Below are 24,871 nucleotides of genomic sequence, written 5' to 3' on the forward strand. Positions count from 1 at the left end.
TTACAGCTATGGTTTAAAAGACACGACAGCACGTTAAACCGCCGGATTTATCTGTGCGGTTTAGTTTTACAGATTGCCAGACTTGTTAATTACTGCTTTTAAAAACACTGAACATCCGGTTACGTACACGGAAGATGTTCCGCTTGGTTGAACAGTAACAGGCTTGGCAAGGATAGAGCAGCGAATGACTCGTATTTTGTTTCTGGCATTCGTTTCCATCATTATCAGCGGCTGCACCGGCTCCCGCGCAGTGCTCTGGCACGGCCCCAATTCCAATCCGGCTTCTGTAGCTGCGGCCAATGCTGCCATCATCAAACCGGCTCAGCCAGCTTCCGTTGTCCCTGTTTATGTAGCCACAAGCCGTCAGCGCAGTGATGATTTTTCAATGCCTTACAATGCGAAACGTTCAGACAAGCTGAATTTTTCACGCGTTGATATCGGCATCCCGAAATCCCATGTGAAAGGCGTTGTGGAAAAGACCGGCTATAAGCCGGATCCGGCCAAGCATTTCGCGGCAGTCAGCTTCCAGCCTTTTGATAACAGCCAGATTTTCGTCAATCAGCTGAATCAGGCTCTGGATCAGCACTCGGCAAAAGATCAGGAACTGCTGATCTTTGTGCATGGCTATAACAATAATTTTGCGGACAGCACGTTCCGCGCTGCCCAGTTTACCCATGATTACGGGTTAAAATCCGTGACCGTGCATTATGCATGGCCGTCTGCGGCCTCGCTCGGCCTTTATGTTTATGACCGCGACAGCGCCAATTTTGCACGCGACGGTCTGGCAGAATTGCTGAAACTGGCATCAAAGACCAAAGCCAAAAGGATTTTGCTGGTTGGGCACTCCATGGGCAGTTTTGTCACCATGGAAGCCCTGCGCACATTGGCACTCAATGAAGAGCGGACTGCACTGAACCGTCTGACCAATGTTTTGCTGGCCGCTCCTGATATTGATCTGGACGTATTTGAAAAGCAGGTCAAAGATGTGAAGCCTCTGCCTCCTATGGCCGTTCTGGTTTCGCGTAATGACAGCGCGCTCAATATTTCAGGCCGCATTACCGGCGGACATTCCCGCGTCGGCGACGGTTCCAGCATTGAAACACTGCAGAAATATGGCATTGCCGTGCTGGATGCCAGCACGGTTGACGGCGGAGATCACAGTGTCTTTGCCTCTTCGCCAACGCTGATGGCATTGGTTAGTGACGGCAGCCTGTCCTTCAATACGTTGAAAGGCGAAGGTCAGACCTCCGGTCAGGCCATATTGGCCGATGGTACAAATGTGATTACCGGTGCCGCTTCTATGGTTATCTATCTGCCGGGACGTATTTTAACTGCGGCTGCCACAGGCTTTCAGCAATAGTGTCAAGCTCTCACACCATCCCCGACCTGTTTTGACTTCGGGGGTGGTGTAAAATCTGTTTTCTGCAGTAACCACATTTTGCAATATTGATTTTATCCCTATCAATAAAAGCCTATATTGAGCCAGTAAGCATTCAGGCTGTATTCACATAATTCCGTATAGATTCTGACAAACGAAAAAGCTCCGCTATCCATCCGTCCACATTCCGAATGAATGCATGACGGAACCGGAACAGGTGCTTATTCGTTTATAATTCATGGCGCCCTTTGATGCTCTGAGCTCAGAAAGCCTCTGACATGAAAAGCGCGCAGATTGTTCTGCTGCAAAAACAGACAATTCATCACGGGGAGACCGAAAAATGAAACTTGGTATCAAATCGGCAATTATTGCCCTTGCTTTATTCTCCGCCACAGCCGCACAGGCTGCGAATGCGATTGTAACAACCAATCTTAATCTGCGTACCGGCCCTGGCACGAATTATCGCACGCTCGGCTCTATTCCGAATGGTGCACGCGTTGATGTGAACGGCTGCACCAGCGGCTATGGCTGGTGTCGGGTCAATTACGCAGGACGCTCCGGCTGGGCATCCTCACGCTATCTCGCAGTGCGTGAAGGATCATCCGGCAACTACAGTAATAATAATTTCGGCAATACGGCTGCCGCTATCGGCATTCCGCTGATTGCCGGTGTGGTTATCGGCTCGGCGATCAACAATGACAGGTATGACCGCTGGGATCGTCCATATTATCGCCCGCACCGCCCATATTACAGGCCGAATTATCGCCCGGGCTGGGATGGATACCGTCCGGGTCGTCCGGGCTGGGAAAACGGCCATCGTCCGGGACGCCCTCACTGGAACCGCCCGCGTCGCGGCGGTGATGGTCCGCACGGCCAGTAATCACTGAGCCTCTAAAAACGCCGCAGGGATTTTCTGCGGCGTTTTTTTGTTTCTGATAATTATCGACCAGAATGAAAACGTACCCTTTTCGTTCTATACTTATATGCCTATATTCGCTAATGTCTGACTACCCGCTTTCTTGTGATCGGGTTACAGACTGGCTGTATCCATCACCTGTCCTTCGCTTCTGCTTGCCGAGAGAGTTCTGACATGTCCAAAAAAGATAAGTCATCACAGCCCCCTGCTGATTTGAACAAGCAGAAACAGGACGCTGGTTTCGGCGAAGCACCGCAAGTTGATGGTTTCGGTGAAACACCTCAGGCAGAATTTTCCGGCATTCCGCTCTCCTCTTCGGTCGGAGACTGGTCGCGGATGATCAGTGAAATGGCGGAACAGCCGGAAACTATGCCTTCCGCACCAGTCGCTAAAAAAACGGCAGCAAAAAAGACAGAAGCGAAAAAAGCACCTTCATCTCGCGCCAAGGCAGCCACGCTGAAAGAACGCGTCGCGGCAGGACTTAATCCTGTCTCCGGCATGGATATCACCATGGAAGATGCAGCCAATATGCCTTCCAGCGGTGCCACCGCAACCGTGGAAGCTCTGTCTGCTTTGATTGAATCCGGCAATCCGCTGTTCAAAAATGGTAAACTCTGGACACCGCACCGGCCGGAACGCCCTGCCAAATCTGAGGGCGGCATCCAGATTAAAATGGAAACCGAATATACCCCTTCCGGTGACCAGCCGACAGCCATCGCCGATCTGGTAGAAGGTATTGAAAACAGCGATCAGACACAGGTACTGCTCGGCGTGACCGGTTCAGGTAAAACCTTTACCGTTGCCAATATTATTGAGCGCACCCAGCGCCCTGCTCTTATCCTCGCGCCGAATAAAACACTGGCCGCCCAGCTTTACGGAGAGTTCAAAAGCTTCTTCCCGAATAATGCGGTCGAATATTTCGTTTCCTATTATGACTATTATCAGCCGGAAGCCTATGTGCCGCGCTCCGATACCTTCATCGAGAAAGAATCCTCGATCAATGAAGAAATCGACCGGATGCGCCACTCCGCAACCCGCTCACTGCTGGAACGCGATGATGTGATTATCGTCGCCTCGGTCTCCTGTATTTACGGTATCGGTTCCGTCGAAACCTATACGGCGATGACCTTTGAAATGACGATCGGCGACCGTCTCGATCAGCGCCAATTGCTCGCCGATCTCGTTGCACAGCAATATAAGCGGCAGGATATCAATTTCGTGCGCGGTTCTTTCCGTGTGCGCGGCGATACGATTGAACTCTTCCCTGCCCACTTGGAAGACCGTGCATGGCGTATCTCGCTTTTTGGCGATGAAATTGAAACCATCACCGAGTTCGACCCGCTGACCGGTCAGAAAACCGGCGATCTCAAATCCGTCAAAATCTATGCGAATTCGCACTATGTGACCCCGCGCCCGACACTTAATCAGGCGATCAAATCCATCAAGGAAGAGCTGAAGCACCGCCTCGTCGAACTGAATAATGCCGGCCGACTGCTCGAAGCTCAGCGTCTTGAACAGCGCACAACCTTTGATCTGGAAATGCTTGAGGCAACCGGCTCCTGCGCCGGTATTGAAAATTATTCACGTTATCTCACCGGCCGCCAACCGGGTGAGCCGCCGCCGACTTTGTTTGAATATATTCCTGATAATGCTCTGGTTTTCATTGATGAAAGCCACGTTACCGTTCCGCAGATCGGCGGCATGTATCGCGGCGACTTCCGCCGTAAAGCGACACTGGCGGAATACGGATTCCGCCTGCCATCCTGCATGGACAACCGCCCGCTGCGCTTTGAGGAATGGGATGCCATGCGCCCGCAAACCATTGCTGTCTCAGCAACGCCGGGCAAATGGGAAATGGAGCAATCCGGCGGTGTATTTGCCGAGCAGCTGATCCGTCCGACCGGCCTGATTGATCCGCCGGTTGAAGTGCGTCCAGCCCGTTCGCAGGTCGATGATGTGCTGGGGGAAATCCGCGAAACCGCAAAGAACGGCTACCGCTCGCTGGTCACAGTGCTTACCAAGCGCATGGCCGAAGACCTGACAGAATATCTGCATGAACAGGGTGTGCGCGTTCGTTATATGCACTCGGATATTGATACGCTGGAGCGTATCGAGATTATCCGTGACCTGCGCCTTGGTGCATTTGATGTGCTGATCGGGATCAACCTGCTGCGCGAAGGTCTGGACATTCCGGAATGTGGTTTCGTCGCTATTCTCGATGCGGATAAAGAAGGCTTCCTGCGCTCAGAAACTTCACTGGTGCAGACAATCGGCCGTGCAGCGCGAAATGTCGATGGCCGCGTTATTCTTTATGCTGATACGATCACCGGCTCCATGCAGCGCGCGATGGAGGAAACCAGCCGCCGCCGTGAGAAGCAGGTTGCCTATAATACCGAACATGGCATTACACCGGCATCGGTGCGCAAGAATATCTCGGATATTCTCAATTCCGTTTATGAGCGGGATCATGTGCGCGCGGATATTAGCGGCTTTGCAGAACAAGGCGGCATGGTCGGCAATAATCTCGGAGCACATCTTGAGCATCTTGAGAAGAAGATGCGTGACGCCGCAGCTGATCTTGATTTTGAAACGGCTGCAAGACTGCGTGACGAAATCAAACGTCTGCGTGAAAAAGAACTGGCCATTGCCGATGATCCACTGGCGCGCGAAGCGGAACTGTCTCTTGAACGGCCGTCCAGAGGTGGCAGAACATCGCCATCACCATCACTGTTTAAAAAACCGTCGCTCGACAATATGGGACCCGGAACAGATATGGCGAAACCGCTCGGCCCGCAGAGCGACGACGATCCGGCTCCTGTCAGGCGGCATCGTGCCGGTGCAGGCTCCTATGAAGATCCGGTAGATGTAAAGCGTAAAACCCGCCGCTCCGGCAAGACCGGACGTCCCGGCAAATAGCGTCTGCTTCTTGACCGTATTGACAGCACAAGACGGAAAACGCATGAAAGCGATGTGCGTTTTCCATTTCTTAGAGCGCCGCGCGTCCTTTCGGGCGCACAAAAATCGCTCTAACACTTTATATTTGCAGCATAATTTTACCTTAAACTCATTCAAGTTTAAGAAATTATGCTCTGGCATTAACATATGTCTCAAAACCCGCGCAGGACTTTTGCGATATATTCTGACAGGATCAGCCTATGCGCCTTCCGGCCGGATTATTTGCTGCACTCATGCTGTCTGTTCCGGTCTCTGGTCTGTCTGTTGCCTTTGCACAGCAGCAGCAGGAAAAACCAACCGAATCCGCCCCTCCCGTAACGGAGAAAAAACAGAGCGAGAAGTCTGACACCGCTGCGAAACCTGCGCCGGATGTTGCGCAAATCTGCCGCCTGATTGCCGGATCGGCTGAAAAACATGGCATTCCGCCGAATTTCTTTGCCCGCCTGATCTGGAAAGAAAGCCGCTTTGACCATCTGGCTGTCAGCCCTGTCGGTGCGCAGGGTATTGCGCAATTCATGCCCTATACAGCTAAAGAACGCGGCCTGACCGATGCTTTTAATATTGAACTGGCTCTGCCCGCCTCGGCATCGTTTTTGAAAGATCTGCATGGCAGTTTCGGCAATTGGGGGCTGGCAGCAGCGGCCTATAATGCAGGGCCGACACGCCTGTCCAACTGGATGAAGAATGGCGGTTTTCTGCCGCTGGAGACAGAAAATTATGTTCTCTCCATTACCGGAAAAAGCGTGGATCATTTCAGTACCGGACAAGAGCTGACTGACACGCCGCTGGATGACAAACTGCCCTTTCAGCAAGCCTGCCAGCTTTTACCCGTCATCAAATCCCGCTCAATCTCTATGGCACAGCTTAATCCGTTTCCATGGGCGGTTCAGGTGGCAGGAAATTTCCGTCAAAGTGTTGTCAGCGCACAATGGAACCGTTTGCGCAAACAGAATCCGAAACTGTTTGCCGGTCGGGAAATCTATATTTCCCGTGTCCGCAGCCCGATCGGCAGAAGAGGAATCTATGTCGCCCGCCTCGGTGCGAATAGCCGTCAGACAGCGGATAATCTCTGCCAGACCATCAGAATCAGTGGCGGCTCGTGCATCATTCGCAGAAACCGCTGAAACTTTCAGAGCCTTTGGCGACAATGAAAGTGAAATACACGGGGCTGCATCACTTTCCGGAATAAGCGACAACGCGAATACACAACCGGAATGCCAGCAATTGTTCAATTTCAGCAGTGAAAACAACGCTCTTTAAAATCGAACGCAGCCTTTTCGTGTATTTTTTTCTCAAAATATACGATTTTTTAAGTGATCCGACTTCTTCCAACCATAAAGAACTACATAATTCAGTTATTATACAACAATTTTCAAAACTAAATAAAACTTAAGTCATCTTGAATTTCTTTTTAGTGAAGTATCTTTGTATTTATGACTATTTATTTTTTATTACAGCCCATCTTGGCAAAGAAAAAACAGCGTCATAACAAAAATTTGCTTGCCAAATACCTCTCTATAGATCAGTCTTCAAATGTTCGGGCATTTGGCGAACAATGGAAGACTGGAAGAACGGCGCGCCGGAACCGCTATAAGCTCCGGGTCAGGCAACTGACAATGATCGGCTCCTTTCCTGATTTCGATAACTGCCTGCATACCCCTACCGCTGGGCGTGTGGTGCGCATAGCGGTTCGAAAAATTCCGTTGCGGCTGAAAGGCCAAGACGGCGCCAAGGAAAAGGAACGTATCCCATGGCACAAACCGGCATAGTCAAATTCTTTAATGGTGAAAAAGGCTTTGGCTTTATCAAACCGGATAATGGCGGACCAGATATTTTCGTACATATCTCTGCTGTTCAGGCTTCCGGCCTCACAAACCTCGCTGACAATCAGAAAGTTTCTTTCGAAACTGAACCGGATCGTCGCGGCAAAGGCCCTAAAGCTGTAGACATCAGCATTACCGAGTAAAAAGCACCAACTGCCTATATACGATTTCTGCGTGACATTCTCACAGAAGTCAGATTGCAAGCAGTGCTTTATCCAGAAACCCCGGTTCCGCCGGGGTTTTTTATTATCTGCAGAGCGGCTCCTGTGAGCGTTCGCTGTTCACTTTCTGATACAGTCTGAAAACCAAAAAAGACGGCTCAAACCAGCACGCAGAGCATTACGGGATTGATCCTTTCATTAGAGAGCCTCCTATCCCGTTGTTTTCATGAATGTCTTACAGCTGAAGCCTGATTACGTTTAAGCAATGTGTCCGCACACTCTCAAGGCACATGAAGCCATGTTTTCAAATCCACGCTGCTTGTCATTAATCGTGACATACGGAGATATTTAAAAAGCTGAACATTCCCCCTATTTTCTGTTCAGCAAGCATTCATATGCCCTGCTCTAATGATTGGTCATCATCTTATCACAGCACATAAAGTTGCTGCTGAGAGAAGACCAAAACCGGTATTATCGAATGCGTATAGCTTCGTAAGGAGGCACAGATTATGATGAATAAGTTGACCAAGACCGCTCTGATCGCAGGCCTCTCCATTGCCACGATAGCCGGCAATCTTTCAGTTGCATCCGCTGATGACTGGGGACGCCGCCACGGGGGCTGGAACAATGGCGGCTGGAATCATGATAATGGCTGGCGCAACCGTGACAGAGACTGGGATCGCCGCGACCGTCGCCGTGATCGCAACAATGCGATAGCCGCAGGCGTGCTTGGCCTTGCAGCCGGTGCGATTATCGCCGGTGCCATGTCGCAGCCGCAACCGCAGCCTGTTTATCGTGAACCGATTTACAATGCACCGCCACCACAGACTTTCTACCCGGCCCAGCCGGCACGCGGAAATTATGGCCGCGACTACCGTGGCTCTTACCAGCCATGGACACGCGAATGGTATAACTGGTGCTCCCAGAAATACCGCTCCTTCAATGCGCAGTCCGGTACATTCCGTGGCTATGATGGTCAGGATCACTTCTGCGTCGCAAACTGATCCCGTTCAGATGAAAAAACCGCCGGTCACTCCGGCGGTTTTTTTATTAGAGTTTTAGGTGCCCGTGGCAACTCATTCACACCAGAAACGGATTGCCTCTGCGCTCATCACCAAAGCGACTGCCTGCGCCATGGCCGCAGATAAAGCTGAATTCATCGCCAAGTGGCAGCAGTTTCTCCTTGATGGAGCGGATCAATGTTTCATGATCGCCGCCCGGCAAATCCGTCCGGCCCACTGATCCGTTGAACAAAACATCGCCGACAATTGCAAAATGCATGGCTTTATTGATGAAAACCACATGTCCCGGCGAGTGTCCCGGGCAATGCAGAACTTCAAAATCCTCACCGGCAACCTGTAAAACATCACCTTCTTTCAGCCAGCGATCCGGCTGAAAATTGCGGAAGCCTTCTCCCAGACCGAATTTGGCCGCCGAGGCTTCAACATTATCGTAGAGAAACGCATCTTCTTCCTGTGAGCCGATAATCGGCACCTGCAAAGCATCACGCAGATCAGCGGCAGCACCGATATGATCGACATGACCGTGGGTGATCCAGATCTCTTCGATTTTCAGCTGATTGTTCTCGATCACTTCCTTAAGCACATCAACATCACCGCCCGGATCAACAACAACACCTTTTTTACTGTCCTTATCGAACAGGATTGTACAATTCTGCCGGAAAGGCGTGACTGCCACTATGATTGCCTGAAGCTTGCTCATTTATCACCCGATTATCGTTTGCGTGCTCTGACCGGTTTTCGTTTAACTGGAACATGTCTGGTTCAAATGGATCCATTTGAGCTCCCGCGAACATGCGACCATAGAAGGATCCAGAGTAAGTGCCATGCGTATAATTAAGCGTGGCACGCTCTGGTGCAAACAAAAAGGACAGCCGGAGCTGTCCTTTATATAGGCCGGATAAATCAAAAAAGCAGTGCAACACGCACCACTTGAAGAAAAACATATTTATAAGACCGGCACGACATCCCGCCCTGCCGGTCATAAGGTAATTAATCCCGAGTTTTTATGGTCAGGCTTTATTAGCCATGCTGTTTTTAATCAGACCGATTACGGCTGTCAGAACGGCACCACCGGCACCGCCGCCGATCAACTGTCCGACAATACCGCTCAATGCAGAATCGACACCGCCACCGGCCAGCATTGGCAGTAGCTGACCGAGGATCAGACCGCCGATACCACCGGCAACTGTATTGCCTGTTGTTCCAAGGCTGAGATTCTTAACTGCGCCGGCCAGATTGCCGCCGACAGCACCGGCGACTAACTGCACAAGAATAGGAATAATGGCATCCATAATTGTCACCCCAATTAATGTTAAACATCAAAGTAGAACGCCTTGACATCTTGATGATGACAAGAAAAAGGAGACTGTCAATTCTTATAATTATTACCTGTTAAATTCAGCATGTTTCATCCCTCGGCGCTGCCCGTAATCATGCGATTTCACACAGAATCAGATTTAAACGGCAGATAGTGTGAAAATGCAGCATGTTGCGCCGCAAAATATTGCCATGGTTGTTTCTAAAGCGGATAATGGAAAGTAAGATGCAGATAATCTATCCGCATAACAAACAGGCTGATAGAACTAGCAGGCCGAAATATGAATGAACCGGAGACCGGACGTGCGTTTCAATCACAATGATACTACTATTCGTGCCGCCCTCTCAGAAGATGAGGTCAACGATCTGGGCATCATTGAACTTCTGTTCTTTTCCTATCGCGATTTTACAGCAGATCCCGATAAGCAGCTTGAAACCATGGGCTTCGGCCGCGCGCATCACCGTGTGTTATATTTCGTCAACCGCAAGCCCGGCATGAGTGTTGCGGAACTGCTGGATGTTTTGAAAATCACCAAGCAGAGCCTTGCCCGTGTTCTGAAACAACTGGTCGATAACGGCCATATTATCCAGCTGACCGGTGAAACCGACCGCCGCCAGCGGGAATTATATCCGACTGTTTCCGGCCGCAAGCTTATTCTTTCGCTGACACAGCCACAGTCAAACCGCATTGCCGCGGCTCTGGCTGAAAGCAATGTCGCGGAAAAAAAGATTATCCAGAATTTCCTGAAAGCCATGGTCAACAGCGACCAGCGCGATCAGATCGACAGCCTGCCGCTCAGCCGGTAAATATAAACAGCCTTCATTCACATAGTGTGTATATCCGAAGGCCGTGCACACAGATAAACAGACTGCAGAAGCCGAGATAACAAGCTGAATACACGCCTCGCCTGAGGCAGGAAAAGCTCTGTACTGAAAGGGTAAACCAATGACCAGCGAAGACACAATTCTGTCCGACGATGCCCCGCACCTGCTGGTGGTTGATGATGATACCCGTATCCGCAGCCTGCTCTCGCAATATCTGAGCACCACCGGTTACCGTGTCACAATGGCAGCCAATGCGCAGGAAGCCCGCCGCAAGCTCGAAGGCATTGATTTCGATCTCATTATTCTCGACGTCATGATGCCGGGCGAAAGCGGTGTGGAGCTGACCCGCTCATTGCGTGAACAGAAGAATGTGCCCATTCTGATGCTTACCGCGCTTTCAGAAACTGACAGCCGCATCAGCGGCCTCGAAGCCGGTGCCGATGACTATCTCTCCAAACCGTTTGATCCGCGTGAACTGACCCTGCGTATCAATAATATTCTGCGCCGCGGTGCCCAGCCGACACAACATATTATTGAGCAGATTGTTTTCGGCCCTTACACTTTTTCCATTCCGCGCAAGGAACTCAAACAGGGCGGCGAAGTTATCAAACTGACGGATCGTGAACAGGATATAATGACGATCTTCGCTGAACGCGCCGGTGAGACAGTGCCGCGTCATGAGCTGACAGGTCAGGACGGGGAAGTCGGAGAAAGAACAATCGATGTGCAGATCAACCGTCTGCGCCGCAAGATTGAAGTCGATCCTGCCAATCCGATCTGGCTGCAAACAGTGCGCGGCATCGGCTACAAGCTGAGTATTGAGCAATAAAAGCGCTCGTCGCCAATAACATAATCCTGATGGACAGGAGAGAATAGCAGTTGCTCTGGAAAAGGTTTTCCGACTGGCTGGCATTGCGTATGCCCAAGCGGCTTTATGCGCGCTCGCTCATCATCATCATCGCTCCGATGGTGCTGTTGCAGTCGGTTATTGCCTTCGTTTTTATGGAGCGGCACTGGCAGATGGTGACAGAGCGTCTGTCCACTGCGGTCGTGCGCGATATTTCTGCTATTATTGATATTCTGGAAACCTATCCGCAGGAACCCGATTACGCGAATATCATCCGCATTGCGCAACAGCGGCTGGATCTCAACGTATCTGTTCTGCCGCCCTCGCCGCTACCGCCGCCGGGGCCAAAGCCGTTTTTCTCCATCCTTGATTATTTTCTCAATGAGGAAATCACCCGCCAGATCAATCGCCCGTTCTGGATTGATACGGTCGGCGATTCTGACTTGGTAGAAATCCGCATTCAGCTGGATGACAAAGTCTTACGTGTTTTTGCCAAGCGTAGTCAGGCTTATGCATCCAATACGCTGATCTTCCTCACATGGATGATTGGCACCGCTCTGGTCTTGCTCACCATTGCGATTGCCTTCCTGCGCAATCAGATCAAACCGATCCAGCAATTGTCAGAAGCGGCTGAAAGCTTTGGTAAAGGCCAGCCGATGCCTGCCGGTTTCCGGCCTCATGGTGCTGAAGAAGTGCGCAAGGCGGGCATTGCCTTCATTCAGATGCGCGAACGAATTGAGCGGCAGATTGAACAGCGCACAGCCATGCTCAGCGGCGTGAGTCACGATCTGCGCACCATTCTCACGCGCTTTAAACTGCAGCTGGCCATTGCGGGCAGCAAGATTGATACGGTGCCGCTCAATCAGGATATTACCGACATGCAGAATATGCTGGAAGGCTATCTGGCTTTTGCACGCGGTGAAGGCAGTGAAGAGCAAGGTGTGCTGGATCTGCAAATCCTCATCACAAAACTGGAAGAAGAAGCGCGGCTGCGCAATCGCGGTTTCTCCGCCGAAATGCACGGCAACAGCAATATTCACGTCCGCCCGAATGCGTTCACACGGCTGGTCAGCAATCTCGTCGGCAATGCTTTCCGCTATGCGCAATCCGTGCATTTAACGGCAACCCATGAGAATGACTGGTTGACCATTGTCGTCGATGATGACGGCGCAGGCATACCGCAAGACAAGCGGGAAGAAGTTTTCAAACCCTTTGTCCGTCTGGATGAAGCCCGCAATCAGGATGCAGGCGGCACCGGTCTGGGCTTAGCGATTGCCCGCGACATCGCCCGCAATCACGGTGGCGATATCACACTGGACAGCAGCCCGACAGGCGGCCTGCGTGCCATTGTCAGTATTCCTGCCTGATGGAAACTCTCCAAATAAATTCAGGTACTGAACACAATTGTATCCGGCACCTGAATTAATTCTATCTGATCTGCAGCACAGCTTTACTTACACGACGGCAGAAACTTCACAGCCTGAGCATTGTAAACGCTTTCATCGGGCGATGAGAAACTGACAAAACCTTTCAGGTTCTCGCCATGTTTCAGAGTGCCTTTCATCAGAACTTTCTCAATCGTATCAACCGGAAGTTCAGTTTTGTCAGGCATTACCGCTTTGAAGCATCCGGCCGAAAGATTGAGCGGCTTGGCGCTGCCATTCATAATAATGACATCGAATGTCTTGGAAAACTGCAGTTTGTCACCAACAGCCATAACTGACTGGTTGCGCAGTTTGGAATTCACAATAACTGCATCCGCTTCATTAAATGATTTAGGTGTAGCATAAGCACTACCAGCTACAGACGCGCATAAAACAGAAAATAAAATAACTTTTTTATTAATCATAAAATAACTCCGATATAGACACCGGATTTATTAAAGAAATTCATGTCATATTTAAGATTGCTAATTTAAAAACAAAAACATCAAATAATATAGTTCAAAGTGATAATTATATTATTTGAATCCATAATATTACATCAGCTTCTGCCCGTTCGGAACATTTCGCTCTGTTGCTGCCAACACAATATCACCATTTTCATCAGCAAATCCGAGCGTCAGTACTTCAGACATAAACGGGCCGATCTGGCGCGGCGGGAAATTGACAACGGCCAGAACCTGACGGCCGACCAGCGTTTCCGGCGTATAATGAACAGTAATCTGTGCGGATGATTTTTTAATGCCGATCACATCACCGAAATCAATTTTCAGCTTATAGGCAGGCTTGCGGGCTTTGGCGAAAACTTCCGCTTCAACAATCGTACCGGTGCGGATGTCGATTTTTTCAAAATCCGCAAAACTGATTTCCTGCTGCTCAGACACGCCGCCCCCCTGCTCATACTTATAGCGCTGCCTTTTTAAACAGGCAGCGCTTGTTTTATCACCTTAAGCTCGGCCTACTGTTTCAAACAGCACGCCCTGCAAAGCTTCTTTCGCCGGCACACCCGACCAGACTACAAACTGGAAAGCCTGATAATAGCATTCACAGGCTTCCAGAGCGCTGGCCAGCAATACTTCGACCTGACGGCTGGTTGGCTTAGCGCCGCCCGCCAGCAACAGGGACTGACGATACATAATCGCCCCTTCCTGACGCCACAGATCAAAATGCCCCATAAGCAGCTGCTCATTAATCAAAGAGAGCAGACGCATGACTTCATTCACGCGCGGCTCACTCACCTTTACATCAAAGGCGCAGGCCAGATGCAGCGCTTCAAACTCTTCCATCCACGAGAATGAAAGGTGATAATCTGTCCAGTTACCGACAACAGAAACTGCAATCTCATCGTCACCGGTACGGTCAAAAGCCCAGTCATTGGCATGCGCAACCTGTTCAATGACATCCACCGGATGTGCATCGCGAGCGATATCGAGCTCAAGAAGGTTCATGTTCGTTCCCTGTTTTTGGGCTTACCCGCAAGAGTAAAACCCGGATTCCGGCTGTCATAAACACGCAGCCGGAATGTATCCCCCGCAGCAATCGCCACAAAAAAGACACACTGGTTAATAGGCCGAGACAAATGTTGCCAAACGCTGCAACCCCGCCTCCAACACACGCGCAAACACATGACTGTTACACTGACGCATCAACCGGATCTGTGCGGCTGAACTTATTGTCCTGCCACTCCCCGTTTCTGCCATGCTTCATGACTCAATTACGAATCATGCAGTGTTTTCAGTCTATTGATGCTGAGTCAGAGTACCAGTCCTTTTTGTCAAAACTCTAAGAAACCATGTGGAAAGAACAAACGGCGCCCGAGTGGGCGCCGCTGTAACCGATTCTGGAATAAGGGCTTTTAGGCATTCGCCCCTGTGAATAAAAAGTTAAAAAATCTTTGAGATTTTTAGACCTTAAGCGCCTTTTTTCGCTGGTTTTTCTGCCAGTGCCGCTTCGATTTTAGCAATACGCTCTTCGAGCTCGGCAATTTTGACCGTCAGGGCACTGTTTTCGGTACGGGTTTTAACTGCCATTTCACGCATGGCTTCAAAATCTTCACGCTGCACAACATCCAAAGTGTTAAGCAGCTTTTCACCCTGAGAGCGCATTGCTGTCTCGACTTCACGACGCACGCCCTGCGCGGCACCCGCAGCATCAGTGACGAGTTTTGCGAGTTCATCAAGAACTTTACCGGTTGCATTACTCATTGGATCACCTCTTTTTAGCCGCCACAGGCGGAAATAAATCTCTAATGCTGAGATAAGCCCGCATTATAAATGATGCAAGACTGCGAAGCTTTAAAAACAAAACGACTTTGCCGGAGATTTAAGACCAGCTTAAGGCTAAAACCCGAATAAAGCCATAAAAGCAACGGACTTTTATCCTGAACAAAAATTCGCTATGCCTCATGCATAACAGCATCAACCAGTGCTGAACGCATGATAGAAGACGCAGCCATAACGGAGTGAAGAATGACCGAACCGCAGATCATGATGGCTGCACTGCCCTTCCCGAATATTGATCCTGTGCTGTTTTCCATAGGGCCGCTCTCCGTGCACTGGTATGGTATCGGCTATGTCATCGGCATTCTGTTTGCCTGGTGGTATGGTAAAAAGCTCGTCAACAATGCGCGTCTGTGGCCGAACAATAATGCGCCAATGGATCCGCTGGCGCTGGATGATTTTGTACTCTGGGCAGCGCTTGGTGTCGTAATCGGCGGCCGTCTCGGTTACGTGCTGTTTTATAATTTCGGTTTCTATATCAGCAATCCGCTGGAAATACCGGCCGTCTGGGACGGCGGCATGTCTTTCCATGGCGGCATTCTCGGCACGACCGTTGCGATGATCCTGTTTGCCCGCAAGCGCGGCATTCCTGTCTGGAGCATGTTCGACACTATCGCCGCCGGTGTACCGATCGGCCTTGGCGTTGTGCGCATTGCCAATTTCATCAATTCCGAACTCTGGGGTCGTGTCAGCGATGTTTCATGGGCGGTCTATTTCCCGAATGGCGGGCCGCTGCCACGCCACCCGAGTCAGCTTTATGAAGCAGCGCTCGAAGGTTTTGTATTGTTCTGCGTACTCGCTCTGATGATCTGGAAGGGCAACAAGCTCAAAGCTCCGGGCTTCATTGCCGGTGCCTTTGTCGCCGGTTACGGCTTGTCGCGTATTCTGGTGGAGTTTTTCCGCGAGCCGGACGCACAACTCGGCTATCTCGTCGGCGGTTGGATGACCATGGGCATGGTTCTGTCCGTACCAATGGTGCTGCTTGGTGTCTGGGCAATGTGGCGCGGAAACCGTGCTGCGGCAAAGGCATAAACAATGGCAGAAACGACAATCCCCGCCGCAGACAAGCTGAAACAGCGTCTGATCCGCTTGATTACCAATGGCGGGCCGATCAGCGTGGCAGATTATATGGCTTACTGCCTCGCCGATCATGACGGCGGTTATTACATGACCCGTGAACCGTTCGGGGCGAAAGGTGATTTCATTACTGCACCGGAAGTCAGCCAGATGTTCGGTGAACTGATCGGTATCTGGGTCGTCAGCCATTGGGAAGCTTTAGGCAAACCGGAAAACTGCACCATTTGCGAAATTGGCGGTGGTCGCGGCACATTGATGAGCGATCTGCTGCGCGCGGCTGGCAAACTGGCACCGGACCTGCTGCGTACCGCCCATATTGCGATGGTGGAAACCAGCGACCGCCTGACAGGCGTGCAAAAGAAAAAGCTTGAGGGTGCCGCGCCTCACATGGCTTGGTATAAAAGCTTCGGGGAAGTCCCGCAAAACACGCTGATCCTCGTCGCCAATGAATTGTTCGATGCCCTGCCGGATCATCAATATGTCAAACATGAGGGCCGCTTTGTTGAGCGCATGGTAGCCACCTGTAATGAGGCAGAACCGGAACTCTGCTTTACCACCGGAACCGGCGGCATTGATCCTGCCCTTCTGCCTCAAGGCCATGAAGCAGCACCGGAAGGCACAATTTTCGAGGCCTCACCGGCGCGTTCTGCGCTGATGCAGCAAATCAGCGAACATATCCGCAAGCACAAAGGTGCGGCACTGCTGATTGACTACGGCTCTCATGAAGCCGGTTTCGGCGACACCTTGCAGGCGCTCTATCAGCATGCCTATCAGGATGTGTTCATCGCTCCCGGTCAGGCCGACATTACTACCCATGTGGATTTTGCCGCTCTCGCGCAAATCGCTTCTGGCCTTGGCTGCACGACAAAAGCTGAGGAACAGAGCGACTTCCTGCTGAGAATGGGGCTGCTCAGCCGTGCCGGTCAGCTTGGTGCCGGTAAATCAGCCAGCGTGCAGGAGCAAATCCGTGATGATGTCGAGCGGCTGGCTGCGCCAAACCAGATGGGCAGCCTGTTTAAAGTCTTAAGCGTCACTTATCCCGACCTGAAAACAATCTGATATTTCATTTTCCAGAGAGACTATCATGACCAATATGCCTGATCCGATCCGCTCTCCTTTGCTCGAAACCAATGACCGCATCGCACATGGTTTTTTCACCCGTCTCGGCGGCGTATCTTCCGGCATTTATGACAGTCTCAATGTCGGCGCAGGTTCTAAAGATGATCCTGATGCTGTTGCAGAAAACCGCCGTCGCGTAGCGGCCTATTTCGACCTCCAGCCGGAAGATCTGCAAACTCTCTATCAGGTGCATTCACCAACCGTTCTGACCATCACTAAAGCCCTGCCTTCGCCACGGCCGCAAGCCGATGCGATGGTGACCAATGTACCGGGACTGATTCTGGGGGCATTGAGCGCCGATTGTGGTCCTGTGCTGTTTTGTGAGCCGGAAGCGGGCATTATCGGCTCCGCACATGCCGGTTGGCGTGGTGCGCTTGCCGGTGTTCTGGAAAACACCGTGGAAGCCATGATTAATCTGGGTGGTGAAAGGTCAAAAATCCGCGCAGTTCTGGGGCCGTGCATTGGTCAGGACAATTATGAAGTCGGCGCTGAATTCGTTGCGGAATTCACTGCCCGCGATCAGACTTATGAACAATATTTCCGCCCATCGAGCGATCCGGCACGTAAAATGTTTGATCTTTGGAGCTTTATCGTTGATCGTCTGTCAGCCTGCGGTATCCAGACAGCGTCTCTTGATCTCTGTACCTATGCCGATGAAGCGCGGTTTTTCTCTTATCGCCGCACCACCCATCGCAAGGAACCGGATTACGGACGCCAGATCGCCGCGATTGCCATCCGGAAGTAAGCGCTTCCGGTTCTGAAAACATAGATGATCTTGCTGAGCTGCTCACAGAGTGGCAAGCGGCACAGTCGTTTGTTCAATGCGGAGATAATTATGGCACTTCATTTTGCACCGGAAGAATTTGCGGCACGCCGTGACCGGCTGATGCTCTGCATGGCTGAGAACAAGCTTGATGCATTGCTGCTGTTCTCCCAGGAAAGCATGTATTGGCTGACCGGCTATGACACTTTCGGTTTCTGTTTTTTCCAGTGTCTGGTTGTCAAACAGGACGGCAGCATGGTGCTGATGACACGCTCCGCCGACCTGCGTCAGGCGCGCCACACCTCTACGATTGAACATATCGTGCAATGGACAGATCGCGAAAACGCCAATCCTGCGGTTGATCTGCGCAATCTGCTCAATGATATGGACCTGCTTGGTGCCCGCATCGGCGTTGAATACCAGACCCACGGACTGACTGCAGCCAATGGCCGCAAACTGGATGAGCAGCTGAACAGCTTTGCCAAGGTGATTGATGCTTCCGGCATGGTTGATCGCCTGCGCCTGCTGAAAAGCCCTGCAGAAGCCGATTATGCCCGCAAGGCTGCAGCCTTGAGCGATGCCATTTATGATGCGGCGCTGGAGCAGGTACGCAGCAATGCCAATGAGGCGAATATTCTTGCCGCAATGATGGAAGCAAACTTCCTCGGCGACGGCGATTTTCCGGCCAATGAATATATTATCGGCTCCGGCCCCGATGCTCTTCTCTGCCGTTATAAATCCGGCCGCAGGCAGCTGCACAAAAACGACCAGCTCACGCTGGAATGGTCCGGTGTCTACCGCCATTACCATGCGCCGATGATGCGTACAGTACTGACCGGCAAAGCCACCAAGCGCCATGAGGAACTGTATGAGGCAGCACATGAAGCCCTGATGGCTGTTGAAGCTGCTCTGACCCCGGCTTCAACATTCGGTGATGTTTTTGAAGCCCATGCCAAAGCACTGGAAGCCCATTCCCTGACGCGGCACCGCCTCAATGCCTGCGGCTATTCTGTTGGTGCGCGCTTCACACCGTCATGGATGGATCCGCAGATGTTCTATGCGGGCAATACCGAGCGTATTGAGCCGGATATGACGCTGTTTGCCCATATGATTATTATGGATTCTGAAACCAATACGGCCATGACCTTAGGCCAGACCTATCTGACCACCAACGGCCCTGCCGAAAGCCTGTCGAAGAGCAGTCTTGATCTGGTGATTATTTAACGGGAACTGAAGCCGATGCCGGTTACTTTATCTGCCTCTGTTGATGCTTCTTTAAAACGGAAAGCAACACCGCTGTTGCTTTTTAAGTCTTCCGCAACAATACCGTTGCTGGCATCAGTCCTTCTGCTGGCTGGCTGCTCCGCGCAGACGACCAGTGAGAAAAGCGCGGCGCTTGCCCCGCTGACCTCTGATTTTGGTCAGCCCGCACAGGCTGCTCAGGCACCTTTGAATATGGCCAAGGTGCGTAATTACAAACTCTATATTGCACCGATCATCGGCGCACCGCTGGAGATTGTGACACCGCTCTCATTGCGTTTTGACACAATCATAAAAACACAATCCATCACTCTCGCCTCGAATATGGAAACCGAAGCCGATTATATTCTCAAAGGCTATCTGTCTAACCTCACCGAGAATAATCAGACTTCTGTGCTTTATGTCTGGGATGTTATGGATAAGCAGGGCAATCGCGTACATCGCCTGCAAGGTCAGGAGAAAGTCTCCGGCAAAAACGGCTGGTCTTCCGTTCCTGCGACTGTGATGGGTAAAATTGCCGATGATACGCTGGCGGACTATTTCCGCTGGGTCTCGTCCAACGCTCCGTAAATAGCTTCAATCGCGATCAAACATCAGGTGAGACTCAGTTTCACCTGATCCTGCCGGTCATGTTAAGCCTGTTCTCAGAAACTTCACACAAACGTGTCTTTTTGGCCTATAGAGAGCATGAAAATGCAGCTTTTGTGAAATATCGGGGCATTAATGCTGCCCTGCGGCTTTTGTACCCTTGCAATACTGGCCAAGCTTTGTAAAAGGCCGCTCATCCAGCCAGTGTTGTATGAAGAAATGATGCATAGCTGCTGAAGTTGAAATTCTATGAGACGGACGGGTTGCAGACCCTGAACTCTCACAATCAAACCCGGATACAGGGAATCCGCGCATGACCAATGCAAAATGCATTCAAGGTTTATGCGCTAGGCAAACCAGCGCCAGAGGCAAAAAAGCATGAAACTTTTCGCGGGCAACTCCAATCGTGTCCTAGCAGAATCCGTCGCAAAACATCTGAATATTCCGCTCGGCAAAGCCGTTGTGAAGCGTTTTGCCGATCAGGAAATCTTCGTGGAAATTCAGGAAAATGTGCGTGGTGAGGACGTTTTCGTTCTGCAGTCCACCTCTTATCCGACCAATGACCACCTGATGGAACTGCTGATCATGATCGATGCATTCCGTCGCTCTTCAGCACGCCGCATCACTGCAGTGCTGCCTTATTACGGCTATGCCCGTCAGGATCGTAAACCAGGCCCGCGCACACCGATTTCCGCCAAGCTGGTTGCCAATCTCATCACTGAAGCCGGTGCAAACCGCGTTCTGACCCTTGATCTTCATGCCGGTCAGATTCAGGGCTTCTTCGATATCCCGACCGACAATCTTTATGCCGTTCCGGTTATCGCCCGCGATGTTAAAGCCAATTACGACACATCCAATGTGATGGTGGTTTCGCCTGACGTTGGCGGTGTGGTACGCGCCCGCTCATTGGCCAAGCGCATTGATGCGCAGCTGGCAATCGTTGACAAGCGCCGTGATCGTCCGGGTGAATCGGAAGTGATGAACGTTATCGGTGACGTGACCGGCAAAGATTGCCTGCTGTTCGACGATATCGTTGATTCCGGCGGCACCCTCTGCAATGCGGCTGAAGCCCTGCTGGCCAAAGGCGCAACCAGCGTTACCGCCTATATCACCCATGGTGTTCTCTCCGGCGGCGCGATTGCCCGTATCACCAATTCCAAGCTGAAAGAGCTGGTTATCACCGATTCCATTCAGCCAACTGCTGCAATCGATCAGGCACACAATATCCGCGTTCTGTCGATCTCCGGTCTGATCGGTGAAGCGATTGCCCGCACCGCTGCGGAAGAATCCGTATCCAGCCTGTTTGACTAACAACTGTCAGTCATATGAATTGAAAAAGCCGGATCAGTGATCCGGCTTTTTTGTTTTCTTCTTCACAAAGACAGTGCATTCTTTCTCTCAAACGGAGGAGAATGCATCATGTCAGACCCCATACTCTATACGAATCCGATGTCGCGCGGACGTATTGCTCGCTGGATGCTGGAAGAAACCGGCTCTCCCTACACAACGCAGCTCATCCCTTTCGGTCCGGTTATGAAAGATACGGAATACCGGTCAATCAATCCGATGGGCAAAGTACCGGCACTTCAGCATAACGATCATATCATCACCGAAACCGCTGCTATCATCGCCTATCTGGCTGATGTTTTTCCGGATGCCAAACTGGCGCCAACCGCAGACGAGCGGGCAAAATATTATCGCTGGCTGTTTTTCGGCGCAGGACCTGTGGAAGCGGCTGTCAGCAACCATGCCAGCGGCTTTAATCCGACAGAGGAACAAGGCCGGTTTATCGGATACGGCTCCTATGAAACCGTTATGGATGTGCTGGATCAGGCACTGTCAGAAACACCCTACATCACCGGCGACCGCTTTACCGCAGCCGATGTCTATGTTGGTGCGCAAGTAAATTTCGGATTGGGGTTCAATACAATTGAAAAACGCCCGAGCTTTATCGCTTACAGCCAAAGACTTCTGGAACGCCCTGCCCTGCAACGGGCAACAGCGCTCGATGATGCCGACATGGCGAAAATGAAAGCCTGATTATTCTGCAGCCTCAGCGCCGTCTGCGCTTTCATCCGGCCCGTTCGGATCACCGGCTGCGGTTTCACAGCCCATATCGGGAAATGCAACAATACGCATACCCTTGAAGTCATTTCGCACAACCAGCAGGCCGCGCTCTTCAAAATAAGTCAGCAGACGACGGGCGCGGCTGGTGGAGTGACTGCCATAGGCACGCGCCAATGTGGCATCAGACGGACATGGCGCACCTTTGACCGCAGCCTGCGCCACAATCAGGAACACGCCCTGCACATCATCGGTCAGGCTTTCTGACAATTGCAGTGCAGTCTGCCATTTCTCATCATCAATCAGCTCATCCCCGCCGCTGGCCTGCGCCACAGCAAGACGACGACGGAATGCAGGCAGTGCAAGCGGCTCCCCCGGCACACGATGAATACGGCAGCGCACCAGAAAATCCTGATACAGCACCGCAACAGTACGATAGGCGGCTTCCGGATCTTCAATGATCTCGGTCATCACCTTATCCAGCAGCTCTTCACGTTCGGCTTCCACCAAGCCCGGAAACAGCGGCTCATCCGGCACTTCGGCTTCCGGTTTGGCTTTCACCACCTGCTCCAGAATTTCAGCAATCGGGCGCGGCGGCGGAGGCGGTGGTGGCGGACGACGCACAATCATCTTCGCTTCAGCCGCACTTGGCGTAAAAATCAGATCAGCCGCATCAACCGGAGAATCCGGCAATGGCATCAGCTTCGGGCTGGATGAGCGTGCAGATGTTTCCACTTTACCGATTTTCACCGACAATGGGCGGCGCGACAAAGCAGGTCCCAGCGCCACAAAATGACCGCGCTGCAAATCACGGAACTGTTCTGCCTGACGGCGATCCATACCCAGCAGATCGGCTGCACGCGCCATATCAATATCAAGGAATGTACGCCCCATCAGAAAGTTGGAAGCTTCAGCCGCCACGTTCTTGGCAAGCTTTGCCAAACGCTGCGTGGCAATCACACCGGCCAGTCCGCGCTTACGGCCGCGGCACATCAGGTTGGTCATGGCGCTCAGCGAGATTTTACGCGCCTCATCCGAAACCTCACCACCGACAGAAGGTGCAAAAAGCTGCGCTTCATCGACAACCACCAGCATCGGATACCAGTAATCACGGTCAGCATCGAACATACCATTGAGAAATGCGGCAGCGGCTTTCATCTGCTGGTCAATATCCAGACCTTCGAGATTAACCACCACAGACACACGGTGCTGGCGGATACGCTGGGCAATACGCGTCAGTTCAGCCTCGGTGCGTGCAGCATCAACCACCACATGGCCGTAAACATCGGCCAGCGTGACAAAATCGCCTTCAGGATCAATAATGCACTGCTGCACCCACGGCGCGCTCTGCTCCAGCAAGCGGCGCAGCAGATAGGATTTACCGGAACCGGAATTACCCTGAACCAGCAGACGTGTGGCCAGAAGCTCTTCGAGATCGAGCATAGCCGCGGTGCCGTTCGTTGTGGCTCCCATGTCGATGCCGACCTTCATATGACCTCCTGAAATACACGTGAAAAAACACCCTGATGAACGGGTGTGATAAAATAAGATTCGGGATATGGAACTTGTCTATCAGCTATGTATCATAACACCAAGCCACGAAGCGTGCGCATTTAGCACGGCTGCTGCGGAATACACAGCGACAGGCCCTATAAGGTTCAAAAATGCCTGTCTTGTGCACAAAAACTTGCACTCACGGGTTTTATCGCTTATGAGAGCGCATCCGCGTAGACACCCTTGGAGGCAACGCGGAATGATATGCCCGCATCATCGCTGTTTTTGCTGCGTATTTCGCGGATATATCATGTTTCGGAATCTCACCTGATTTTGCGGAACACTCCAAATTACTTGATAAGGAAAAGCCATGAGCGAAGTTAAAACTCTCAAGGCCGTAAAACGCGAACGGGCTGGTAAGGGGTCCTCCCGTGCACTTCGCGACAACGGTCAGATTCCAGCAGTCATCTATGGTGACAAGCAGCCTGCTATTTCGGTCGCTATCGACTATAAAACCATTTACTACCTGATCTATGGTGGCGGCTTCAAGTCTACCGTTTTCAACATTGATGTTGACGGCCAGATCATCAAAGTTCAGCCTAAAGACTACCAGATGGATCGCGTTAAAGACACGCCTCTGCACGTAGACTTCATCCGCGTAGCATAAATTTCGAGCCTTCAGGCTTCTGATTTATCAAACATCTCCGGTGCAAACCGGAGATGTTTTTGTTTGTGATACCAGCACAGCCTGATAAAACGCTTGCCATATCTTATTCTCGGAGACGACCATGCTGCTGATAACCGGCCTCGGCAATCCCGGTGCGCAATATGCGCGAAACCGTCATAATATCGGTTTTATGGCCGTGGATGAAATTCATTCCCGCCATCGCTTTTCGCCATGGTCGAAAAAGTTTCAGGGCTTGATTTCCGAAGGCATGATTGATGGTGAAAAGGTACTGCTGCTCAAGCCGCAAACTTTTATGAACCTTTCCGGTCAGTCTGTCGGCGAAGCGATGCGTTTCTATAAGCTGGCAATCAGCGATCTCATTGTAGTCTATGACGAGCTTGATCTGCCCCCTGCCAAATTGCGGGTCAAAGCCGGTGGCAGTGCCAATGGCCATAATGGTATCAAGTCCATTGACCAGCATATGCACGGGTTGCTGAACTCCAAGGAATATCGCCGTATGCGCCTTGGCATCGGCCATCCGGGTTCGAAAGATCTGGTGCATCATTATGTGCTGGGTGATTTTGCCAAAGCCGATAATGAATGGCTGGATCTGCTCTTTACCGGCATTGCTGACAATCTGTCCTATCTCGTCAAAAAAGACGATAACGGCTTCATGAATAAGCTCTCCCTTGTCATGGGTGGCAAGCAGGATGCCAAAGCAGAGGCACCGGTAAAAGCTGCACCCAAAGCCCAGAGCCATATCCGTCAGGCACGGCAGAATAATACAATTGCCCCCAAAGTTCCCGCAACCGGCCCTATGGCCGATATGCTGGCCAAACTCTTTGGCAAAAAGGGCGACTAACCACAAAACGCG

At 51.5% G+C, this 24,871-nt stretch carries 24 protein-coding genes and 3 pseudogenes; 20 read left to right on the plus strand and 7 right to left on the minus strand.

Annotation, left to right across the window (positions count from 1 at the left end; genetic code table 11):
• The first annotated feature begins 184 nt into the window (after window positions 1-184).
• The 8 genes and pseudogenes from K1X45_RS05290 to K1X45_RS05320 all read left to right on the plus strand — a co-directional run bounded on the left by K1X45_RS05290 (window position 185) and on the right by K1X45_RS05320 (window position 8,237).
• On the plus strand, window positions 185-1,360 hold the full coding sequence (locus tag K1X45_RS05290) for an alpha/beta hydrolase (RefSeq protein ID WP_022711702.1): 1,176 nt from the start codon (window positions 185-187) through the stop codon (window positions 1,358-1,360).
• A gap of 358 nt (window positions 1,361-1,718) precedes the next feature.
• A complete protein-coding gene (locus K1X45_RS05295; protein WP_075656049.1) occupies window positions 1,719-2,258 on the plus strand; it encodes an SH3 domain-containing protein in 540 nt (179 codons plus the stop codon).
• A gap of 210 nt (window positions 2,259-2,468) precedes the next feature.
• Window positions 2,469-4,973, plus strand: a pseudogene (gene uvrB / locus K1X45_RS05300) (excinuclease ABC subunit UvrB); the annotation flags it as partial.
• 45 nt (window positions 4,974-5,018) lie between these two features.
• Window positions 5,019-5,210: pseudogene (locus tag K1X45_RS16055) on the plus strand (hypothetical protein); the annotation flags it as partial.
• 239 nt (window positions 5,211-5,449) lie between these two features.
• Window positions 5,450-6,373, plus strand: a complete 924-nt coding sequence (locus tag K1X45_RS05305; RefSeq protein ID WP_220160024.1) for a lytic transglycosylase domain-containing protein — start codon at window positions 5,450-5,452, stop codon at window positions 6,371-6,373.
• A gap of 309 nt (window positions 6,374-6,682) precedes the next feature.
• A complete protein-coding gene (locus K1X45_RS05310; protein ID WP_139316403.1) occupies window positions 6,683-7,018 on the plus strand; it encodes a hypothetical protein in 336 nt (111 codons plus the stop codon).
• Window positions 7,000-7,215, plus strand: coding sequence for a cold-shock protein (locus K1X45_RS05315; protein WP_220160025.1), 216 nt, complete (start codon window positions 7,000-7,002; stop codon window positions 7,213-7,215). The genes K1X45_RS05310 and K1X45_RS05315 overlap by 19 nt, the downstream gene beginning before the upstream one ends.
• A 530-nt stretch (window positions 7,216-7,745) precedes the next feature.
• Window positions 7,746-8,237 (plus strand): BA14K family protein, encoded by a 492-nt coding sequence (locus K1X45_RS05320; RefSeq protein ID WP_075656380.1) that lies wholly within the window; start codon window positions 7,746-7,748, stop codon window positions 8,235-8,237.
• 76 nt (window positions 8,238-8,313) lie between these two features.
• Here the strand turns inward: K1X45_RS05320 and K1X45_RS05325 are convergent, their stop codons facing one another.
• Together K1X45_RS05325 and K1X45_RS05330 are read right to left on the minus strand one after the other, a co-directional pair.
• On the minus strand, window positions 8,314-8,955 hold the full coding sequence (locus K1X45_RS05325) for an MBL fold metallo-hydrolase (protein WP_220160026.1): 642 nt from the start codon (window positions 8,953-8,955) through the stop codon (window positions 8,314-8,316).
• Between the two features lie 310 nt (window positions 8,956-9,265).
• Window positions 9,266-9,547, minus strand: coding sequence for a hypothetical protein (locus tag K1X45_RS05330; protein WP_022710147.1), 282 nt, complete (start codon window positions 9,545-9,547; stop codon window positions 9,266-9,268).
• Between the two features lie 310 nt (window positions 9,548-9,857).
• Between K1X45_RS05330 and K1X45_RS05335 the strand changes: the two genes are divergently transcribed.
• The 3 genes from K1X45_RS05335 to K1X45_RS05345 all read left to right on the plus strand — a co-directional run bounded on the left by K1X45_RS05335 (window position 9,858) and on the right by K1X45_RS05345 (window position 12,611).
• The gene (locus K1X45_RS05335) at window positions 9,858-10,379 is read left to right on the plus strand and encodes a MarR family winged helix-turn-helix transcriptional regulator (RefSeq protein ID WP_220160027.1); all 522 of its coding nucleotides are present in this window, start codon (window positions 9,858-9,860) and stop codon (window positions 10,377-10,379) included.
• Window positions 10,380-10,518: 139 nt separating this feature from the next.
• Window positions 10,519-11,226: a response regulator gene (locus K1X45_RS05340; protein ID WP_022710145.1), complete on the plus strand. Its 708-nt coding sequence runs from the start codon at window positions 10,519-10,521 to the stop codon at window positions 11,224-11,226.
• Window positions 11,227-11,315: 89 nt separating this feature from the next.
• Entirely contained in the window at window positions 11,316-12,611 is a 1,296-nt protein-coding gene (locus tag K1X45_RS05345; protein ID WP_220160390.1) for an ATP-binding protein, read from the plus strand.
• 83 nt (window positions 12,612-12,694) lie between these two features.
• On the opposite strand, the gene K1X45_RS05350 is transcribed toward K1X45_RS05345, so the two are convergent.
• The 4 genes from K1X45_RS05350 to K1X45_RS05365 form a co-directional block, all read right to left on the minus strand.
• A complete protein-coding gene (locus K1X45_RS05350; protein WP_220160028.1) occupies window positions 12,695-13,093 on the minus strand; it encodes a DUF4354 family protein in 399 nt (132 codons plus the stop codon).
• 129 nt (window positions 13,094-13,222) lie between these two features.
• Complete coding sequence (locus tag K1X45_RS05355) at window positions 13,223-13,570, minus strand: tRNA-binding protein (RefSeq protein ID WP_220160029.1); 348 nt, start codon at window positions 13,568-13,570, stop codon at window positions 13,223-13,225.
• A gap of 63 nt (window positions 13,571-13,633) precedes the next feature.
• Entirely contained in the window at window positions 13,634-14,134 is a 501-nt protein-coding gene (locus K1X45_RS05360; RefSeq protein ID WP_022710142.1) for a YbjN domain-containing protein, read from the minus strand.
• Window positions 14,135-14,596: 462 nt separating this feature from the next.
• Complete coding sequence (locus K1X45_RS05365) at window positions 14,597-14,890, minus strand: accessory factor UbiK family protein (RefSeq protein ID WP_022710141.1); 294 nt, start codon at window positions 14,888-14,890, stop codon at window positions 14,597-14,599.
• 264 nt (window positions 14,891-15,154) lie between these two features.
• Here K1X45_RS05365 and lgt point away from each other — a divergent pair, with 264 nt between their 5' ends.
• The 7 genes from lgt (at window position 15,155) to K1X45_RS05400 (ending at window position 21,812) form a co-directional block, all read left to right on the plus strand.
• On the plus strand, window positions 15,155-15,997 hold the full coding sequence (lgt, locus tag K1X45_RS05370) for a prolipoprotein diacylglyceryl transferase (protein ID WP_220160030.1): 843 nt from the start codon (window positions 15,155-15,157) through the stop codon (window positions 15,995-15,997).
• A 3-nt stretch (window positions 15,998-16,000) separates the two neighbouring features.
• Window positions 16,001-17,101, plus strand: a complete 1,101-nt coding sequence (locus K1X45_RS05375) for a class I SAM-dependent methyltransferase (protein ID WP_220160031.1) — start codon at window positions 16,001-16,003, stop codon at window positions 17,099-17,101.
• Window positions 17,102-17,126: 25 nt separating this feature from the next.
• Window positions 17,127-17,906 (plus strand): peptidoglycan editing factor PgeF, encoded by a 780-nt coding sequence (pgeF, locus tag K1X45_RS05380; protein WP_220160032.1) that lies wholly within the window; start codon window positions 17,127-17,129, stop codon window positions 17,904-17,906.
• A 90-nt stretch (window positions 17,907-17,996) separates the two neighbouring features.
• Window positions 17,997-19,148: a Xaa-Pro peptidase family protein gene (locus K1X45_RS05385; RefSeq protein ID WP_220160033.1), complete on the plus strand. Its 1,152-nt coding sequence runs from the start codon at window positions 17,997-17,999 to the stop codon at window positions 19,146-19,148.
• Between the two features lie 15 nt (window positions 19,149-19,163).
• Window positions 19,164-19,754, plus strand: coding sequence for a hypothetical protein (locus tag K1X45_RS05390; protein WP_220160034.1), 591 nt, complete (start codon window positions 19,164-19,166; stop codon window positions 19,752-19,754).
• 396 nt (window positions 19,755-20,150) lie between these two features.
• A complete protein-coding gene (locus K1X45_RS05395) occupies window positions 20,151-21,083 on the plus strand; it encodes a ribose-phosphate pyrophosphokinase (protein WP_075656032.1) in 933 nt (310 codons plus the stop codon).
• A 108-nt stretch (window positions 21,084-21,191) separates the two neighbouring features.
• Window positions 21,192-21,812, plus strand: coding sequence for a glutathione S-transferase family protein (locus K1X45_RS05400; protein ID WP_220160035.1), 621 nt, complete (start codon window positions 21,192-21,194; stop codon window positions 21,810-21,812).
• On the opposite strand, the gene K1X45_RS05405 is transcribed toward K1X45_RS05400, so the two are convergent.
• Window positions 21,813-23,327 carry an ATP-binding protein gene (locus tag K1X45_RS05405; protein ID WP_220160036.1) on the minus strand — a complete coding sequence of 505 codons (1,515 nt, stop codon included), beginning with the start codon at window positions 23,325-23,327 and terminating at the stop codon, window positions 21,813-21,815.
• 373 nt (window positions 23,328-23,700) lie between these two features.
• Here K1X45_RS05405 and rplY point away from each other — a divergent pair.
• Both rplY and pth read left to right on the plus strand, forming a co-directional pair.
• Window positions 23,701-23,994, plus strand: a pseudogene (gene rplY / locus K1X45_RS05410) (50S ribosomal protein L25); the annotation flags it as partial.
• Between the two features lie 124 nt (window positions 23,995-24,118).
• A complete protein-coding gene (gene pth / locus K1X45_RS05415) occupies window positions 24,119-24,859 on the plus strand; it encodes an aminoacyl-tRNA hydrolase (RefSeq protein WP_220160038.1) in 741 nt (246 codons plus the stop codon).
• Window positions 24,860-24,871: the final 12 nt, after the last annotated feature.

Source organism: Pseudochrobactrum sp. Wa41.01b-1 (assembly GCF_019464455.1).
Lineage (GTDB): Bacteria > Pseudomonadota > Alphaproteobacteria > Rhizobiales > Rhizobiaceae > Pseudochrobactrum > Pseudochrobactrum saccharolyticum.

Coding starts and splice junctions, on each gene's coding strand:
- K1X45_RS05315 (WP_220160025.1), top strand. CDS start 7,000: ATGGCACAAACCGGCATAGTCAAATTCTTTAATGGTGAAAAAGGCTTT.
- K1X45_RS05405 (WP_220160036.1), bottom strand. CDS start 23,327: ATGAAGGTCGGCATCGACATGGGAGCCACAACGAACGGCACCGCGGCT.
- K1X45_RS05360 (WP_022710142.1), bottom strand. CDS start 14,134: ATGAACCTTCTTGAGCTCGATATCGCTCGCGATGCACATCCGGTGGAT.
- K1X45_RS05390 (WP_220160034.1), top strand. CDS start 19,164: ATGCCGGTTACTTTATCTGCCTCTGTTGATGCTTCTTTAAAACGGAAA.
- K1X45_RS05295 (WP_075656049.1), top strand. CDS start 1,719: ATGAAACTTGGTATCAAATCGGCAATTATTGCCCTTGCTTTATTCTCC.
- K1X45_RS05325 (WP_220160026.1), bottom strand. CDS start 8,955: ATGAGCAAGCTTCAGGCAATCATAGTGGCAGTCACGCCTTTCCGGCAG.
- K1X45_RS05345 (WP_220160390.1), top strand. CDS start 11,316: ATGCCCAAGCGGCTTTATGCGCGCTCGCTCATCATCATCATCGCTCCG.
- K1X45_RS05385 (WP_220160033.1), top strand. CDS start 17,997: ATGGCACTTCATTTTGCACCGGAAGAATTTGCGGCACGCCGTGACCGG.
- K1X45_RS05305 (WP_220160024.1), top strand. CDS start 5,450: ATGCGCCTTCCGGCCGGATTATTTGCTGCACTCATGCTGTCTGTTCCG.
- K1X45_RS05350 (WP_220160028.1), bottom strand. CDS start 13,093: ATGATTAATAAAAAAGTTATTTTATTTTCTGTTTTATGCGCGTCTGTA.
- K1X45_RS05375 (WP_220160031.1), top strand. CDS start 16,001: ATGGCAGAAACGACAATCCCCGCCGCAGACAAGCTGAAACAGCGTCTG.
- K1X45_RS05320 (WP_075656380.1), top strand. CDS start 7,746: ATGAATAAGTTGACCAAGACCGCTCTGATCGCAGGCCTCTCCATTGCC.
- lgt (WP_220160030.1), top strand. CDS start 15,155: ATGACCGAACCGCAGATCATGATGGCTGCACTGCCCTTCCCGAATATT.
- K1X45_RS05290 (WP_022711702.1), top strand. CDS start 185: ATGACTCGTATTTTGTTTCTGGCATTCGTTTCCATCATTATCAGCGGC.
- pth (WP_220160038.1), top strand. CDS start 24,119: ATGCTGCTGATAACCGGCCTCGGCAATCCCGGTGCGCAATATGCGCGA.
- K1X45_RS05335 (WP_220160027.1), top strand. CDS start 9,858: ATGAACCGGAGACCGGACGTGCGTTTCAATCACAATGATACTACTATT.
- K1X45_RS05310 (WP_139316403.1), top strand. CDS start 6,683: ATGACTATTTATTTTTTATTACAGCCCATCTTGGCAAAGAAAAAACAG.
- K1X45_RS05340 (WP_022710145.1), top strand. CDS start 10,519: ATGACCAGCGAAGACACAATTCTGTCCGACGATGCCCCGCACCTGCTG.
- K1X45_RS05330 (WP_022710147.1), bottom strand. CDS start 9,547: ATGGATGCCATTATTCCTATTCTTGTGCAGTTAGTCGCCGGTGCTGTC.
- pgeF (WP_220160032.1), top strand. CDS start 17,127: ATGACCAATATGCCTGATCCGATCCGCTCTCCTTTGCTCGAAACCAAT.
- K1X45_RS05365 (WP_022710141.1), bottom strand. CDS start 14,890: ATGAGTAATGCAACCGGTAAAGTTCTTGATGAACTCGCAAAACTCGTC.
- K1X45_RS05395 (WP_075656032.1), top strand. CDS start 20,151: ATGAAACTTTTCGCGGGCAACTCCAATCGTGTCCTAGCAGAATCCGTC.
- K1X45_RS05400 (WP_220160035.1), top strand. CDS start 21,192: ATGTCAGACCCCATACTCTATACGAATCCGATGTCGCGCGGACGTATT.